Source organism: Nocardioides luteus (genome assembly GCF_014648595.1).
Classification (GTDB): domain Bacteria; phylum Actinomycetota; class Actinomycetes; order Propionibacteriales; family Nocardioidaceae; genus Nocardioides; species Nocardioides luteus.
In genome coordinates this window covers 449,595-463,758 of record NZ_BMRK01000001.1, presented here as the reverse complement: position 1 = coordinate 463,758, position 14,164 = coordinate 449,595, and the positions used below count along the sequence as shown (strand labels likewise).

17 protein-coding genes are annotated in these 14,164 nt (G+C 69.4%); 7 read left to right on the top strand and 10 right to left on the bottom strand.

Annotation, left to right across the window (positions count from 1 at the left end; translation table 11 throughout):
- The first annotated feature begins 39 nt into the window (after window positions 1-39).
- Window positions 40-672, top strand: a complete 633-nt coding sequence (locus IEY81_RS02235) for a class I SAM-dependent methyltransferase (RefSeq protein ID WP_189116786.1) — start codon at window positions 40-42, stop codon at window positions 670-672.
- Window positions 673-701: 29 nt separating this feature from the next.
- Here the strand turns inward: IEY81_RS02235 and IEY81_RS02230 are convergent, their stop codons facing one another.
- From IEY81_RS02230 to IEY81_RS02205, 6 genes are all read right to left on the bottom strand, one after another.
- The gene (locus tag IEY81_RS02230; protein ID WP_189116785.1) at window positions 702-1,181 is read right to left on the bottom strand and encodes a GNAT family N-acetyltransferase; all 480 of its coding nucleotides are present in this window, start codon (window positions 1,179-1,181) and stop codon (window positions 702-704) included.
- Between the two features lie 21 nt (window positions 1,182-1,202).
- Window positions 1,203-1,673: a VOC family protein gene (locus IEY81_RS02225; RefSeq protein WP_189116784.1), complete on the bottom strand. Its 471-nt coding sequence runs from the start codon at window positions 1,671-1,673 to the stop codon at window positions 1,203-1,205.
- Window positions 1,674-1,712: 39 nt separating this feature from the next.
- On the bottom strand, window positions 1,713-2,180 hold the full coding sequence (locus tag IEY81_RS02220; protein ID WP_189116783.1) for a DUF6069 family protein: 468 nt from the start codon (window positions 2,178-2,180) through the stop codon (window positions 1,713-1,715).
- A gap of 118 nt (window positions 2,181-2,298) precedes the next feature.
- Complete coding sequence (locus IEY81_RS02215) at window positions 2,299-4,680, bottom strand: ATP-binding cassette domain-containing protein (RefSeq protein ID WP_229787214.1); 2,382 nt, start codon at window positions 4,678-4,680, stop codon at window positions 2,299-2,301.
- A gap of 51 nt (window positions 4,681-4,731) precedes the next feature.
- Window positions 4,732-5,154 (bottom strand): VOC family protein, encoded by a 423-nt coding sequence (locus IEY81_RS02210; RefSeq protein WP_189116781.1) that lies wholly within the window; start codon window positions 5,152-5,154, stop codon window positions 4,732-4,734.
- 5 nt (window positions 5,155-5,159) lie between these two features.
- Window positions 5,160-5,609 (bottom strand): helix-turn-helix transcriptional regulator, encoded by a 450-nt coding sequence (locus tag IEY81_RS02205; protein ID WP_189116780.1) that lies wholly within the window; start codon window positions 5,607-5,609, stop codon window positions 5,160-5,162.
- 113 nt (window positions 5,610-5,722) lie between these two features.
- Between IEY81_RS02205 and IEY81_RS02200 the strand changes: the two genes are divergently transcribed.
- The gene (locus IEY81_RS02200) at window positions 5,723-5,893 is read left to right on the top strand and encodes a hypothetical protein (protein ID WP_189116779.1); all 171 of its coding nucleotides are present in this window, start codon (window positions 5,723-5,725) and stop codon (window positions 5,891-5,893) included.
- A 9-nt stretch (window positions 5,894-5,902) separates the two neighbouring features.
- On the opposite strand, the gene IEY81_RS02195 is transcribed toward IEY81_RS02200, so the two are convergent.
- Window positions 5,903-6,562 carry a response regulator gene (locus IEY81_RS02195; protein WP_189116778.1) on the bottom strand — a complete coding sequence of 220 codons (660 nt, stop codon included), beginning with the start codon at window positions 6,560-6,562 and terminating at the stop codon, window positions 5,903-5,905.
- Window positions 6,559-7,803, bottom strand: coding sequence for a sensor histidine kinase (locus IEY81_RS02190; protein WP_189116777.1), 1,245 nt, complete (start codon window positions 7,801-7,803; stop codon window positions 6,559-6,561). Before IEY81_RS02190 ends, IEY81_RS02195 begins: the two co-directional genes overlap by 4 nt.
- Before the next feature lie 131 nt (window positions 7,804-7,934).
- On the opposite strand from IEY81_RS02190, the gene IEY81_RS02185 reads away from it, so the two are divergent.
- The 5 genes from IEY81_RS02185 to IEY81_RS02165 all read left to right on the top strand — a co-directional run bounded on the left by IEY81_RS02185 (window position 7,935) and on the right by IEY81_RS02165 (window position 12,535).
- Entirely contained in the window at window positions 7,935-8,858 is a 924-nt protein-coding gene (locus IEY81_RS02185) for an ATP-binding cassette domain-containing protein (protein ID WP_189116776.1), read from the top strand.
- Window positions 8,855-9,700: an ABC transporter permease gene (locus IEY81_RS02180; RefSeq protein ID WP_189116775.1), complete on the top strand. Its 846-nt coding sequence runs from the start codon at window positions 8,855-8,857 to the stop codon at window positions 9,698-9,700. Before IEY81_RS02185 ends, IEY81_RS02180 begins: the two co-directional genes overlap by 4 nt.
- Before the next feature lie 170 nt (window positions 9,701-9,870).
- Window positions 9,871-10,809, top strand: a complete 939-nt coding sequence (locus IEY81_RS02175; protein WP_189116774.1) for a MetQ/NlpA family ABC transporter substrate-binding protein — start codon at window positions 9,871-9,873, stop codon at window positions 10,807-10,809.
- Window positions 10,806-11,855, top strand: coding sequence for a methionine ABC transporter ATP-binding protein (locus tag IEY81_RS02170; protein ID WP_189116773.1), 1,050 nt, complete (start codon window positions 10,806-10,808; stop codon window positions 11,853-11,855). Before IEY81_RS02175 ends, IEY81_RS02170 begins: the two co-directional genes overlap by 4 nt.
- Window positions 11,855-12,535 carry a methionine ABC transporter permease gene (locus IEY81_RS02165; RefSeq protein ID WP_189116772.1) on the top strand — a complete coding sequence of 227 codons (681 nt, stop codon included), beginning with the start codon at window positions 11,855-11,857 and terminating at the stop codon, window positions 12,533-12,535. The genes IEY81_RS02170 and IEY81_RS02165 overlap by 1 nt, the downstream gene beginning before the upstream one ends.
- 36 nt (window positions 12,536-12,571) lie before the next feature.
- Here IEY81_RS02165 and IEY81_RS02160 read toward each other — a convergent pair whose 3' ends face one another.
- Both IEY81_RS02160 and IEY81_RS02155 read right to left on the bottom strand, forming a co-directional pair.
- Window positions 12,572-13,363: a class I SAM-dependent methyltransferase gene (locus IEY81_RS02160; RefSeq protein ID WP_189116771.1), complete on the bottom strand. Its 792-nt coding sequence runs from the start codon at window positions 13,361-13,363 to the stop codon at window positions 12,572-12,574.
- Window positions 13,364-13,385: 22 nt separating this feature from the next.
- The gene (locus tag IEY81_RS02155) at window positions 13,386-14,162 is read right to left on the bottom strand and encodes an SDR family oxidoreductase (RefSeq protein ID WP_189116770.1); all 777 of its coding nucleotides are present in this window, start codon (window positions 14,160-14,162) and stop codon (window positions 13,386-13,388) included.
- Window positions 14,163-14,164 lie beyond the last annotated feature (2 nt).

The following is a 14,164-nucleotide window of genomic DNA, read 5'->3' as shown; positions in this document are numbered from 1 at the left end:
CGGACCTCCGGTGCCGATGCGTGTGCGTAGATTGAGTCCATGAGCGAGGACGACGGGCGCAGGATGTTCGAGCCGGAGTCGTGGGAGGAGCGCTACGCCGGTGAGGAGAAGGTCTGGAGCGGTGATCCCAACCCGCAGCTCGTCGCCGAGGTCGCAGGGCTCACACCCGGCACCGCGCTCGATGTCGGCTGCGGCGAGGGCGGGGACGTCATCTGGCTGGCGCAGCAGGGGTGGACGGTGACCGGCGCGGACTTCTCGGCGAACGGGCTGGCCCGGGCGCATCGGCACGCGGAGGAGGCCGGGGTCGCCGAGCGTACGTCCTGGTGGCAGGTCGACGCCCGCACCTTCGACGCGGGCGGTCGTGAGTTCGACCTGGTCACCTGCCACTTTCTGCACACACCCGACGGGAGCATGGTCGACGTCGCCGGTCGCCTCGCCACCGCCGTCGCTCCGGGTGGCCACCTGCTCGTCGTCGGCCATGCGCCGTCGGAGGTGTTCGCACACCACAACCACCACGACGCGATGTTCCTTGCCGAGGACCTCCTCCCCGGGCTGCCGGAGGGCTTCGAGGCGGTGGTCGTCGAGCAGCGGCCGCGCTCGGTCGTGCGCGACGGCGTCCAGGTCGACATCGACGACTCGACCCTGCTCGCCCGAAGGCCCCGCCTGATGTGAAAGAAACACTTCTTTCACGGGACGGGACCTCAGCCGCGGATCATCCGCAGCTCGACCCCGACCGGCTCGGTCTTGGCGACACCGTCGAACCTGAACCCCTGACGCTCGTAGAACACCGTCGCACGCTTGTTGCCCTCGAGCACCCACAGGTACGCCGCGCGCTCACCGATCGCAGCCTCGAGGAGCGCCTGACCCAGACCTGATCCGTAGCACTCCGCGCGGACGTAGAGCGCGGTGAGCTCCAGCGAAGGCAGCCCGGGGTCGGAGTCGCGACCTGGGCCGGCGCTCGAGAAGCCGAGCAGCCGTCCCGGCTCGCCGTCGGCCACCAGCGTGGTGATCGGGCCGGCGGTGACGTTGGTGCGCCAACGCCCGATTCGCTCCGTCCGCTGTGACCGGCGCTCGGCGAAGATCTCAGGCGGCATCAGACCCGCGTAGGCCTCCTCCCACACATCGAGGTGGAGCTCGGTCAACGCCTCGGCGTCATCGCCCGTGGCGGGCCTGATCAGCATGTCAAGAGGATAGAGAGGAGGTCAATCGAGGCACCACTCGTTTCCCTCGGGGTCCTGCATCACGATGAAGCCGTTGCTCATCGGCGGCTCCGGCTCGTGGCGGCTCACCCGGGTGGCGCCCAGCGCGACGGCCCGCTCGCACTCGGCCTCGAGCGCAGCCATCCGCTCCTCACCCATCAGCCCGGGGGCGCCGCGGACGTCGAGGTGGACGCGGTTCTTGACCGTCTTCAATTCCGGGACGCGCTGGAAGAAGACGCGGGGGCCGACACCGGAGGGGTCTTCGATGGCAGAGGCGTCGTTGCGGCGTTCGACCGGTACGCCGGCCGTCTCCAGGAACTCGTCCCAGGCCTCGAGCGGGTCGACGCCGTCGGCGACCTCGACTCCGGGAGGGCCCGGGTGGACGTAGCCGAGGACGTCGCGCCAGAACGTGGAGAGCGCGCGTGGGTCGTGCGCGTCGAAGGTGACCTGGAAGGCGCGGATGTCGGATGCCATGGCTCCACCATGACACCCATTCAGGACGAGAGACGTCCGCTATCGACGGTGAGCCGGAGCGGGCAGCCCGAGTCCGCGGCGCTCTTCCATCCGCACGGCGATCATCGGCACCACGATCGCCGCCGCGACGAGGTGGGTCAGGCACAGGAACCCGACGAAGGCCAGGTCGAACTCGAAGACGGGCAGCACGTCCGGGATCAAGGAGAGGCCGGTGAGGACGATCGTGGTGATCTGGAAGGTGGAGCGCGGCATCGTGGCGATCCGGATCATCGCCTCGGCGATGATGATGCCGACCACCGAGCAGTAGATGGTGAGCAGCGGGAACGCCGAGAGCGGCACCTCGCCGACGCTGCTGCCGAAGTCGACCCCGACCGCCTTGGCGGTCACAGCCATCACCGTCGTGGTGACGGCGGCGATGGCGGTGGCCACCAGTCCGCGGGGCCACACCGGGACCAGGCGCCCGGACTGCCCGGGCGCCTGCCGGTGCTCGGGTACGTAGACGGCCATCTGAGGAAACTCCTTCGTTGATGCGGAAACCAATCCACGTTAAGTGGGTCGGGCATGGTTGACCGCATCCAGATGGCCTCAAACGGGCGTGATTCCCGACACCCACGGGCTCACGACCTCAGGATCCGACGTACGCCGCCAGGTGCTCGCCGGTCAGGGTCGACTTCTTCGCCACCAGCTCGGCGGGCGTGCCTTCGAAGACCACCAGACCGCCGTCGTGGCCGGCGCCGGGGCCGAGGTCGATGATCCAGTCGGCGTGCGCCATCACGGCCTGGTGGTGCTCGATGACGATGACCGACTTGCCGGCGTCGACCAGCTGGTCGAGGAGCGCGAGCAGGTTGTCGACGTCGGCCAGATGCAGGCCGGTGGTCGGCTCGTCCAGGACGTACGTCCCGCCCTTCTCCCCCAGGTGCATCGCCAGCTTGATCCGCTGCCGCTCGCCGCCGGAGAGGGTGTTGAGCGGCTGGCCGAGCTTGAGGTAGCCGAGACCGACGTCGGACATCCGCTCCAGGATCTTGGCGGCTGCGGGCACCTTCGACTCGCCCTCGGAGAAGAAGGCGTGCGCCGTGGCGACCGAGAGGTCGAGCACCTCGGCGATGTTGAGTCCGGCGAGCCGGTATTCGAGCACCAGCGGCTGGAACCGCTTGCCGCCGCAGTCCTCGCACGGCGAGGCCACGGTCTCCATGAAGCCGAGCTCGGTGTAGATCATCCCGTTGCCCTTGCAGGTCGGGCAGGCGCCCTCGGAGTTGGCCGAGAAGAGAGCGGGCTTGACGTCGTTGGCCTTCGCGAACGCCTTGCGGATCGGCTCGAGCAGACCGGTGTAGGTCGCCGGGTTGCTCCGCCGGGACCCCTTGATCGCGCTCTGGTCGACGAACTCCACGTCGGCGCCGGCTGCCCCGGAAGCCGAGCCCAGCGAGCCGTGGATCAGCGACGACTTCCCTGACCCGGCGACGCCGGTGACCACGGTGAGCACGCCGAGCGGGATGTCGACGTCGACGTCGCGCAGGTTGTGGGATCTCGCCCCACGGATCTCGAGGTGGCCCTTGGGCGTGCGGACCGTCTCCTTCAGCGACGCCCGGTGGCCGAGGTGTCGCCCGGTGAGCGTGTCGGCGGCGGCGAGCCCCTCGTAGGAGCCCTCGTAGCAGATCGTGCCGCCCTCGCTGCCCGCACCTGGACCGAGATCGACGACGTGATCGGCGATCGCGATCGTCTCCGGCTTGTGCTCGACGACCAGGACGGTGTTGCCCTTGTCGCGCAGGTCGAGGAGGAGCTTGTTCATCCGCTGGATGTCGTGCGGGTGCAGACCGACGGTCGGCTCGTCGAAGACGTAGGTGACGTCGGTCAGCGCGGAGCCGAGGTGGCGGACCATCTTCGTACGCTGCGCCTCACCGCCGCTCAGTGTCCCCGACGGCCGGTCGAGGGAGAGATAGCCCAGCCCGATCTCGGTCATGGAGTCGCACAGGTGCAGCAGCGAGCCGATCAGCGGGGCCACCCCCGGGTCCTCGATCCCGCGCAGCCACTCCGCGAGGTCGGTGACCTGCATGGCACAGACCTCACCGATGTCGAGGCCGCGGATCTTCGAGGACCGGGCCGACGCGTTGAGCCGGGTGCCGTCGCAGGTCGGGCACGGCGCGAAGACGGCCGCTCGCTCCACGAACGCCTTGATGTGGGGCTGCAGCTGCTCGGGGTCCTTGCTGAAGATCGACTCGCGCAGCTTGGGGATGAGGCCCTGGTAGGTCATGTTCATCCCGAGCGCCTTGATCTTCCCCTTCTCCTTGTAGAGGAAGTCGTGGCGTTCGGTCTCGGTGTAGTCCTCGATCGGCTTGTCGCCGTCGAGCAGCCCGGTCTCGGAGAAGCCCTTGACCATCCAGCCGTCGGCCTTGTAGCCCGGCACGAGGATCGCGCCCTCGTTGAGCGACTTGGACTCGTCGACGATGGCACCGAGGTCGAGGTCGGAGACGACGCCCCGACCCTCGCACGCCGGACACATGCCGCCGAGGTAGATCTCCTGCTTGATGACGTTCTTCTTGCCCGACTCGGTGACCGAGACGCCGCCGACCTTGGTGGTCGGGATGTTGAACGAGAAGGCGGTCGGTCCACCGATATGAGGCGTACCCAGCCGGGAGAAGAGCTGTCTGAGCATCGCGTGGCCGTCGGTCACGGTGCCGAGCGTCGAGCGCGGGTTGGCGCCGAGCCGCTCCTGGTCGACCAGGATGGCGGTGGTCAGCCCCTCCATCGCGTCGACCTCGGGCCGCGGCAGGCTGGGCATGAAACCCTGGATGAAGGTCGAGTAGGTCTCGTCGATCAGCCGCCGCGACTCCGCCGCGATCGTGCCGAAGACGAGCGAGGACTTCCCGGACCCGGAGACCCCGGTGAAGACCGAGAGGCGACGCTTGGGGATCTCGACGGAGATGTCCTTGAGGTTGTTCTGCCGGGCGCCCTGGACGCGGATCAGATCGTGCGTGTCGGCGTCGTGTGCGGCCGTGCGGGGATCGCTCATGGCGGTCAGGCTAGCCGGAGGATTGAACCCGGGCGTGCACATTTTCCGGCCTCACCCGATCTGCTGGAGACGGACCGTGTTGCCCGCCGGGTCACGGAACGAGCAGTCACGCATGCCCCAGTCCTGGTCGGTCGGCTCCGACATGATCTCGCCACCGCTTCCCTCGATGCCGGCCTGGATCTTCTCGAAGGCGGCGTCCACGTCCGGGGAGGACAGCATCAGGCTGGCGAAGGTGCCCTTGGCCATCATCTCCAGGACGACCTGACCCTCGGCCTCGGAGATGTTCGGGTCGGCCAGCGGCGGGTAGAGAACGATGCTGATGTCCCGCTGGGAGGGCGGGCCGATGGTGAGCCAGCGCATCGACTCGTAGCCGACGTCCTTCCTCACCTCGAAGCCCAGCAGGTCGCGGTAGAAGCGCAGCGACGCCTCGGGGTCGTTGTGCGGCAGGTAGCTGAAGCTGATCTTGATGTCCATGGGCATCAAGATATGTAGGGATCCGGCACCTTCGCTTCTCCATTCCTGATCGGTCTGGTGACCTGCTTCGACACGCACGGCGGGATCCCGACGTCGCCCCTGGTCGCGGTGTCACGGTAGGCGCTCGGGGACATCCCGACCAGCTCGCTGAACCGCGTCGAGAACGTGCCCAGCGACCCGAAGCCGACCGCGAAGCAGATGTCGGTAACGCTGAGGTCTCCGCGCCGCAGCAGCGTCATCGCCCGCTCCACCCGCCGCGTCATCAGGTAGGAGTAGGGCGGCTCGCCGTAGGCCTTGCGGAACTCCCGGCTCAGGTGGCCGGCGGACATGTGTACGCCGCGGGCCAGCGCCTCCACGTCCAGGGGCTGCGCGTACTCCCGGTCGATGCGGTCCTTGACCTGGCGCAGCAGCTTCAGGTCACGCAGCCGTTGCTCCAGGTCGGGCTTGTTGGTCACGCTGCGATCATCCCATTTTGATGAATCTGCCGCGTGTCATCGACGAAGTGTCGAATTCGCAGGCACACACTCGTGGAGTAGGTGAAGGCACACGACGCAGACAGGAGAAAGTCATGTGGGACACCGCGCAGAACCCCGAGAACGGCAACGTACGCAGCTTCCCGATGTCGCACTTCCTGCAGTGCCCGCGATGCGGTCACGAAGTGCACACCTACCTTGCCTGCAGCGACACGTGCGCGTGCGCACCGGTCGTCATGCCGGGCAGCGTCCCGCTCGCCGCCTGACCAGTCGGGCTAGATCTTCAGGCCCGACTCGATCGCGAAGACGACGAGCTGGGCGCGATCTCGGGCATGCAGCTTCACCATCGCGCGCGAGACGTGCGTGCGGACCGTGTCAGGACTGACCACGAGCTCCGCGGCGATCTCCGCGTTGGAACGTCCGGTGGCCACCCAGGCCACCATCTCCCGCTCACGCTCGGTGAGGTCCCCGAGCCGCGGATGTGGATTGGCCGCCCGCCGCGACGAGCCGAACTCCTCGATCACTCGCCTGGTCACGGTCGGCGCCAGCAGCGAGCCACCCTCGGCGACCACCCGGATGGCATCGAGCAGCGTGACCGGCTCGGCATCCTTCAGCAGGAAGCCGCTCGCTCCCAGGCGCAGTGCCTCGAAGACGTACTCGTCGAGCTCGAAGGTCGTCAGCATCACCACCCGCACGTCGGCGAGCGAGGCGTCACGGGTGACCTGCTCCAGCATCCCGAGCCCGTCGAGGACGGGCATCCGGATGTCGCAGAGCACCACGTCGGGGTGGGTGCGGCGCAGCATCGGCAGCGCCGCGCTGCCGTCGGAGGCCTCCCCCACGATCTCCAGGTCGGGCTCGGCGCCGATCATCGTCGCCAGACCCATCCGGACGAGGGGCTGGTCATCGACCAGAGCAACCTTGATCAGCTCACTCATGCCAGCCCCTCCGCGCCACCCGCCGAGGACCCTGAAACCGGGATGGAAGCCCGCAGCCGGAAGCCCCGTACCTCCGGCCCCGCCACTAGGGTGCCGCCAAGTGCCTCGACGCGCGACCTCATTCCCACAATTCCCATGCCTGGGCGCCGATCCCCGCGGGAGGTGTCTGAAACCCGCCCGTCGTCATGCACCGTCACGACCAGCGACCCCCCTCCGGAGGTCGAGCTTGTCGAGACCGTCGAGCCCGTCCGCACCACCGACACCTCCGCCCGGGACGCGGCAGCGTGCCGCAGCACGTTGGTGAGCCCCTCCTGGATCACCGCATACGCAGCCCGCTCGACGTCGGCCGGCACCGTCCCGGGGTCGGCGTCGAGCCGCAACGAGACCTCCAGCCCGCCGGTGCGTACCCGCTCCACCAGAGCCGGTACGTCCCCGAGCCCGTGCTCCGGCGTCCGCGGGCCGGAAGAGCCGACCGAGCCGGCAGGGCCGGCAGGGTCGGCAGGGTCGGCGTCGGTGAGCCGCGACAGCTGCCGGCGCAGCAGGTCGAGGGACTCCTTGCTCTCGGCGCGGATGGCCTCCAGGTTGCGGCGAGCCGCCTCGGGGTCGCGGTCGAGCACGTGCAGCGCAGCACCGGCCTGCATGGCGATCACCGCGAGCCCGTGGCCGACGCCGTCGTGGAGGTCGGCGGCCATCCGCACCCGCTCGTCGCTGACCGCTCGGCGCTGCCGCTGCGCCCGCGCCTCGTTGCGTGAGCGCAGCGCCGTGCCGACCGCACCGAAGGCGGCCACCAGCGCCACCTGACCGAGGGCCTGCCACAGCGAGACGTCACCCTCCGGCCCGCCGGCCGGCCCCCACGGGCCGCGGCCGTCCTCGAAGCGGGCGGCGTCGGCGGGGTTCAGCATGATCCCGGTGGCCGCCAGCGCCGCTCCCGCCAGCGCCCAGCCGACCCACCGGCGCGGCGGCAGCGACCACGCCGCCGCGAAGGTGACCGCCGGGAGCGCCATGAAGATCGGGCTCTCGGCGAAACCGAGCGTGAAGTAGATACCGACGCACAGCCCGCTGAACGCGACCACCCACCCGGGCGGCCGCTGCAGCAGCACCGGCACGACGGCGAGGAGAGCGAGCAGGGCGGGCACGACGGCCGGACCGCGGGTGTCTGCCTGGGCGTTGCTGCCCAGCGAGCCGACCAGCTCCACCACGACGACCAGCCACGGGAGCCAGTGGCGACGGATCCGGGACATGGACACACCGTAGTTCGATCGAGCGCGCGAGGCGTACGACAGAACCGTTCGCCCGTCTACGCAGATCTGCGTAACCGTGAGCCGCCACCACGCCGACGCCGGGACCACCGGAAAGCGGGAGCGTGGGAGCCATGAACGAACTCGTGGTTGAGACCGACGGGCTGACCAAGCGGTACGGCGACAGGCTCGCCGTCAACCGGGTCAGCATGACCGTCGTGCGTGGCGAGGTGTACGGCTTCCTCGGCCCCAACGGGGCCGGCAAGACGACCACCTTGCGGATGATGCTCGGCCTGATCCGACCCACCGCCGGATCGGCGCGCATCCTGGGGCTCCCGGCCGGCAGCCCCGACGTCACTGCCCGCATCGGCGCTCTCATCGAGGGCCCTGGCTTCTATCCCTACCTCAGCGGCCGCGACAACCTGCGCACGCTCGCGCGCTACCAGTCACTGCCGAGCACCGAGGTCGACCGGGTGCTCGAGATGGTCGACCTGACCGACCGGGCCAAGGACGCCTTCAAGGGCTACTCGCTCGGGATGAAGCAGCGGCTCGGGGTCGCCGCCGCGATGCTCGGCGACCCCGACCTGCTGGTGCTCGACGAGCCCACCAACGGCCTGGACCCGGCCGGCATGGCCGACATGCGTGCCCTGGTCGTCTCGCTCGCCGAGGCCGGCCAGACGGTGATCCTCTCCAGCCACATCCTGGCCGAGGTGCAGGAGATCTGCGACCGCGTCGGCGTCATCAACGACGGACGGCTGCTGCGGGAGTCGACCGTCGCCGAGCTGCGCGGTGGCGCGACCCTCCGGGTCCGGGCCACCCCCGAAGACGCAGCGCTCGCCGCCGTCATGCGGATCGCCGGCGACGAGGGCGTACGCCGCGTCGGCGACGGGACGCTCGAAGTCGACCTGCCTGCGACCGCGGCCCCCGAGGTCGTACGCCAGCTGGTCACCGACTCCATCGATGTCCACGAGGTCACCGTCGCGGAGCGTTCCCTCGAGGACGTCTTCTTCGAGATGACCGGTTCCGAGACGAGCAGGAAGAAGGAGGTCGTGTCATGAACGCCTTGGTGAACAGCACCCGCGCCGAGCTGCTGCGGCTGCGCAAGTGGTCGGCGGTCTGGGTGATCGTCGGTGCCTGGCTGGCGCTGTCGCTCTCCTTCGGCTACGTGTTCAACTACGTCGCCTACAAGACCGGCGACGACAACTTCGCCGGCGACGGCGCCAGCAACGCCCAGCTGCTGGCCGGGCTGATGCCGAGCGCGATCCCGGACGTGATCGTGAGCGGGCTGCCGATGTTCGGCGGGGCGCTGGCGATGGTGGTCGGCGCGCTGGTCGCCGGCAACGGGTTCGGCTGGGGCACCTGGAAGACGGTCTTCACCCAGGGACCGAGCCGGTACGCCTCGGTGGGCGGCTCGCTGGTCGCGGTGACCCTCTTCGTCCTCACGATGATGGTCGCGACCCTGGCCCTCTCGGCAGGCGTCTCGGTCGTGATCGCCGTGAGCGAGGGCCAGACGGTCTCGATGCCGGCGCTCGGTGACCTGGCGCGAGCCTTCGGTGCCGGGTTCCTGGTGCTGGAGATGTGGGCGCTGCTCGGCTTCCTGGTCGGCGTGCTCGCCAAGGGACCGGCGCTCGCGGTCGGGCTCGGGCTGGTCTGGTCGCTGGTGGTGGAGAACCTGCTGCGTGGTGTGGGCAGCCTCCTGTCCGGCATCGAGACCGTCACCGAGGCGCTCCCCGGCACCGCCGGCGGCTCGCTGGCGGGCGCGGTCGTCGGCGGACCCAACGGCACGCCCGGCGTGCTCGACGCCATCTCCGGCGAGCGGGCGCTGATCACCGTCGCCGCGTACGTGGCGGTCGCCGCCGTCGCTGCAGTGGTCGTGATGAGGCGGCGCGACCTGGTCTGACCTCGGGAAATACTCCCCTAGCACACGCCGAGGCGGGTCCGTGACTCGTCTCGGCGTGTGACCGACAATGCGAGTGTGACCTGCGTTAAGTCTACTGTTTTGATGGACAACAATCCGCTGTCCAGCCACTCTCGTCGCCGAGACTCACCCGTCTAGAAGAGGTTCCACCCGTGTCCTCCAACACGCCTGAGCCCACCCCGCTCATCGAGGCTCCCAAGTCCAAGCTCCCGCTCATCATCGGGATCGTCGTCGTCGCCGCGCTCGTGATCGGCGGCCTCGCCTTCTTCCTCACCCGCGACGACGACTCCGGCAGCGACCTGACCAAGGTCACCATCGGTGTCGTCGGTGCCGACGACCCCTACTGGGAGACGTTCCAGGACGCCGCGCGCGAGGAGGGCATCGACCTCGAGGTCAAGAACTTCGGCGACTACAACCAGCCCAACCCGGCGCTCTCGGAGGGCGAGCTGGACCTCAACCAGTTCCAGCACATCATCTTCCTGGCCGACTACAACGTGCAGAACGACGACGACCTGGTCGCGCTCGGCTCCACGGCCACCTACCCGCTGGGGCTCTACTCCTCGAAGTACAAGAGCCTCGACGAGATCAAGGCCGGTGACGAGGTCATCGTCCCCGACGACGAGACCAACCAGGCCCGCGGCCTGGTCCTGCTCCAGAGCAAGGGCCTCATCAAGCTGACCGACGGCGGCACGCCGTTCAGCACCGTCAAGGACGTCGACACCGCCGCCTCCAAGGTGAAGATCCGCGCCGTCCAGGCCTCGATCACGGCCTCCTCGCTCCCCGACGTCGCCGCGGCGATCATCAACAACGACTTCGTCGAGGACGCCGGCCTGAAGTTCGAGGACGCGCTCGCGACCGACGACCCCTCCGACCCGAAGGCGCTCCCCTACGTCAACATCTTCGCCGTACGCGCCGAGGACAAGGACAACAAGACCTACAAGAAGCTCGTCGAGATCTTCCAGAACAACGAGGACGTCCAGAAGGGGGTCTACGAGACCTCCGGCGACACCGCCGAGCTCGTCAAGATCCCGGTCGAGGACCTGCAGAAGTCGCTCGATGACACCGAGAAGCAGGTTCGGGAGCGTCGGTGACGACACACGCTGGCCATGTTGCGGAGCCGCTCGTGCGGCTCCGCAACGTCATCAAGACCTACCCGGCCGCCCGTGGGCGCAGCGAGGTGTGTGCGGTCGACGACGTCGACCTCGACATCGCCGCCGGTGACGTACAGGCCATCGTCGGCTACTCCGGCGCCGGCAAGTCCACCTTGGTGCGGCTCCTCAACGGCCTGGAGCCGGCCACCTCGGGCTCGATCCAGATCGGCGGCACCGAGCTCGTCGGTCTGCGTGAGCGGCAGCTGCGCAGGCTCCGTCTCGACATCGGGATGATCTTCCAGCAGTTCAACCTCTTCGAGTCGCGTACGGTCTGGGGCAACCTGGCCTACCCGCTCGACATCGCCGGCGTCGGCAAGGCCGAGCAGCAGCGCCGCATCTCCGAGCTGCTCCACTTCGTCGGGCTCCCCGACAAGGCACACACCTACCCGCGCAACCTCTCCGGCGGGCAGAAGCAGCGCGTCGGCATCGCCCGCGCGCTGACCACCAACCCCTCGCTCCTGCTCGCCGACGAGGCCACCAGCGCGCTCGACCCGGAGACCACCCACGAGGTGCTGCGTCTGCTCAAGCGGGTCAACGCGGAGTTCGGCACCACCATCGTCGCGATCACCCACGAGATGGAGGTCGTGCGCGAGCTCGCCGACCACGTCGCGGTCATGGAGAACGGGCGGGTGGTCGAGACCGGTCGCGTCTACGACGTCTTCTCCGCCCCGCAGCAGCCGGTGACCCGCCGCTTCGTCGGCACCGTGGTCGACGACGAGCCCTCCACCGAGGCGCTCGCCGCGCTGCGTACGCGTCATCCCGGCCGGTTCGTGAAGCTCGAGCTGCGCGAGGGCGGTCCCCGCCAGACCGATGTCTTCGCGGTGCTCCACGAGCGCGGGGTCGCCTTCGAGCTCGTCTTCGGCGGCATCGAGGAGATCCAGGGCGCCACCTTCGGCAACCTCACGCTCGCCCTCGACGGTCCCACGGCCTCGGTCGACGAGGCCGTACGTGAGCTCGCCGCCCTCGTCCCCGCCAAGGAGCTGTGATGCTGACCGCTCTCCCCACCGACACCCGGGTCGGCGAGCTGTGGCCCGACATCTGGCAGGCCACCGGCGAGACGCTGCTCATGGTCGCCCTGACCATGCTCATCGGCGGCATCCTCGGTCTGCTGCTCGCGCTGGGTCTCTACCTGACCCGTCGAGGCGGCCTCTACGAGAACCGCGTCGTCTCCGCGGTCCTCAACCTGCTGGTCAACTTCTTCCGGCCGATCCCGTTCATCATCTTCATCGCCGCCGTCCAGCCGGCCGCCCGCCTGGTCGTCGGCACCGGCATCGGATTCCCGGCGGTGGTGTTCTCGCTGATCCTGGCCTCGATGTTCGGCATCGCCCGGATCGTCGAGCAGAACCTCGTGACCGTCCCGCCGGGCGTCATCGAGGCCGCGCGGGCGATGGGCGCCAGCCGCGCGCGGATCGCCGCCACCGTCGTGCTCCCCGAGGCGATGGCGCCGATCATCCTCGGCTACACGTTCGCCTTCGTCGCGGTCGTCGACATGTCGGCGGTGGCCGGTCTGATCGCCGGTGGCGGTCTTGGCAGCTTCGCCCAGACCTTCGGCTACCGGCAGTACGACCCGACCGTCACCTGGGTCTGCGTGCTCATCCTGGTCGCGCTCGTGCAGGTCATCCAGCTGCTCGGCAACACGCTCTCGGCGCGGATCCTGCGCCGCTGAGCCAGGCTCTGCTGACCTTCGGTGCTGACCCGGTCCTCAGGGGCGCGCCAGGATCTCGCCGTGGAGGACGGAGAACCAGCCGTCCTCCGCCTCGGCCCACGACCGCCACCCGTCCGCGACGCGGGCGAGGTCGGCGGTCGTGGCCTCTCCGGAGTCGACGAGCTGGCGGGCGACCGCGGAGTCGGTGAACCGGTCGGCCCACAGCCCGCCCCACCAGGACCGCTCCTGCGGAGCCGAGTAGCACCAGGTGCTCGAGTTCGCCCGGATGTCGGTGAAGCCCGCCTCGCGTGCCCAGGAGAACAGCCGCCGGCCGGCATCGGGCTCACCGCCGTTGGCGCGCACAGCGAGCCGGTAGAGCCGCAGCCACTCGGTCAGCTCCGCCGACTCCGGCCACCACACGAACCCGGCGTAGTCGCTGTCCCGCACTGCCACGAGCCCGCCCGGCCTGGCCACCCGACGCATCTCCCGCAGCGCCTGCACCGGGTCGGCGACGTGCTGCAGCACCTGATGGGCGTGCACGACGTCGTACGCATCGTCCTCGATGCCCAGCGCGTGCACGTCCTCGACCCGGAAGTCGACGTTGGTGACTCCGCTCTCCTGCGCCGCCTGCCGGGAGAGGTCGAGCTCGCTCTCCCCGATCTCGGTCGCCGTCACCTGCGCGACCCGGCCGGCGAGGTCGACCGTGATCGTCCCCGGCCCCGCACCGACGTCGAGAAGCCGCTGTTGCGGGCTCAGCTCCGGCAACAGGTACGCAGCGGAGTTCTCCGCCGTCCGCCACCTGTGCGAGCGCAGCACCGACTCGTGATGACCGTGGGTGTAGGTCGACATGGAGCCGACTCTACGGAGCGGCTCAGGTCGAGATCAGCCTGTTCAGCATGCGGTTGGCCCAGCTCGGCGTGACGCCGGAGAGGGCGAGCAGGGTGCGCGCCTTGGTGCCGACACCACGGTGGATGCCACCGAGGAGTCCGTGGCCGCTGGTCGCGGCGGCGTAGACGGACTCGGCCACGTCGTCGGGGGTCAGCGACACCTTGAGCCGGCGCAGCGCCGGGAAGTCGTGGCCCCACACCATGGAGGTGTCGGCGAACAGCGGCCACAGGGCGGTCACGGTGATCCCTTCGCGCGACCACTCCAGGTCGAGCGCCTCGGAGAGGCCGCGTACGGCGAACTTGGTGGCGGAGTAGATCGCCATCCCCGGCTGGCCGTAGATCGCCGAGGCGGAGGCGAGGTTGACGACGTGGGAGCCCGGCTGCAGGTAGGGCCGCGCGAGATGGCAGCCGTTGACGACACCCTTGACGTTGACGTCGACGACCGCCTGCTGGCGCTCCAGCGGAAGGTCGGAGAAGCTGCCGATCTGGATGATGCCGGCGTTGTTGACGAGCACGTCGAGGCTGCCGCCGGTCTCGGCGGCGAAGCCGTCCAGCGCGGTCTGCCAGGAGGTCGCGTCACGGACGTCGAGGGTGCCCGTGACCAGCGTCCCCGGCAGCGGCTCGACCGCCGTGGCCAGGGAGGCCAGGCCGTCCACGTCGATGTCGAAGGCGCCGACCAGCCAGCCCTCACGGGCGAAGCGGAGCGCGGTCGCGCGGCCGATGCCGGCGGCTGCGCCGGTGATGAGTACGGATCTGGGCACGG

Excerpts from the sequence above, each read along its gene's own strand:
- IEY81_RS02185 (WP_189116776.1), top strand. The coding sequence starts at position 7,935 with ATGAACGAACTCGTGGTTGAGACCGACGGGCTGACCAAGCGGTACGGC.
- IEY81_RS02195 (WP_189116778.1), bottom strand. The coding sequence starts at position 6,562 with ATGAGTGAGCTGATCAAGGTTGCTCTGGTCGATGACCAGCCCCTCGTC.
- IEY81_RS02200 (WP_189116779.1), top strand. The coding sequence starts at position 5,723 with ATGTGGGACACCGCGCAGAACCCCGAGAACGGCAACGTACGCAGCTTC.
- IEY81_RS02190 (WP_189116777.1), bottom strand. The coding sequence starts at position 7,803 with ATGTCCCGGATCCGTCGCCACTGGCTCCCGTGGCTGGTCGTCGTGGTG.
- IEY81_RS02220 (WP_189116783.1), bottom strand. The coding sequence starts at position 2,180 with ATGGCCGTCTACGTACCCGAGCACCGGCAGGCGCCCGGGCAGTCCGGG.
- IEY81_RS02230 (WP_189116785.1), bottom strand. The coding sequence starts at position 1,181 with ATGCTGATCAGGCCCGCCACGGGCGATGACGCCGAGGCGTTGACCGAG.
- IEY81_RS02225 (WP_189116784.1), bottom strand. The coding sequence starts at position 1,673 with ATGGCATCCGACATCCGCGCCTTCCAGGTCACCTTCGACGCGCACGAC.
- IEY81_RS02160 (WP_189116771.1), bottom strand. The coding sequence starts at position 13,363 with ATGTCGACCTACACCCACGGTCATCACGAGTCGGTGCTGCGCTCGCAC.
- IEY81_RS02215 (WP_229787214.1), bottom strand. The coding sequence starts at position 4,680 with ATGAGCGATCCCCGCACGGCCGCACACGACGCCGACACGCACGATCTG.
- IEY81_RS02210 (WP_189116781.1), bottom strand. The coding sequence starts at position 5,154 with ATGGACATCAAGATCAGCTTCAGCTACCTGCCGCACAACGACCCCGAG.
- IEY81_RS02235 (WP_189116786.1), top strand. The coding sequence starts at position 40 with ATGAGCGAGGACGACGGGCGCAGGATGTTCGAGCCGGAGTCGTGGGAG.
- IEY81_RS02180 (WP_189116775.1), top strand. The coding sequence starts at position 8,855 with ATGAACGCCTTGGTGAACAGCACCCGCGCCGAGCTGCTGCGGCTGCGC.
- IEY81_RS02165 (WP_189116772.1), top strand. The coding sequence starts at position 11,855 with ATGCTGACCGCTCTCCCCACCGACACCCGGGTCGGCGAGCTGTGGCCC.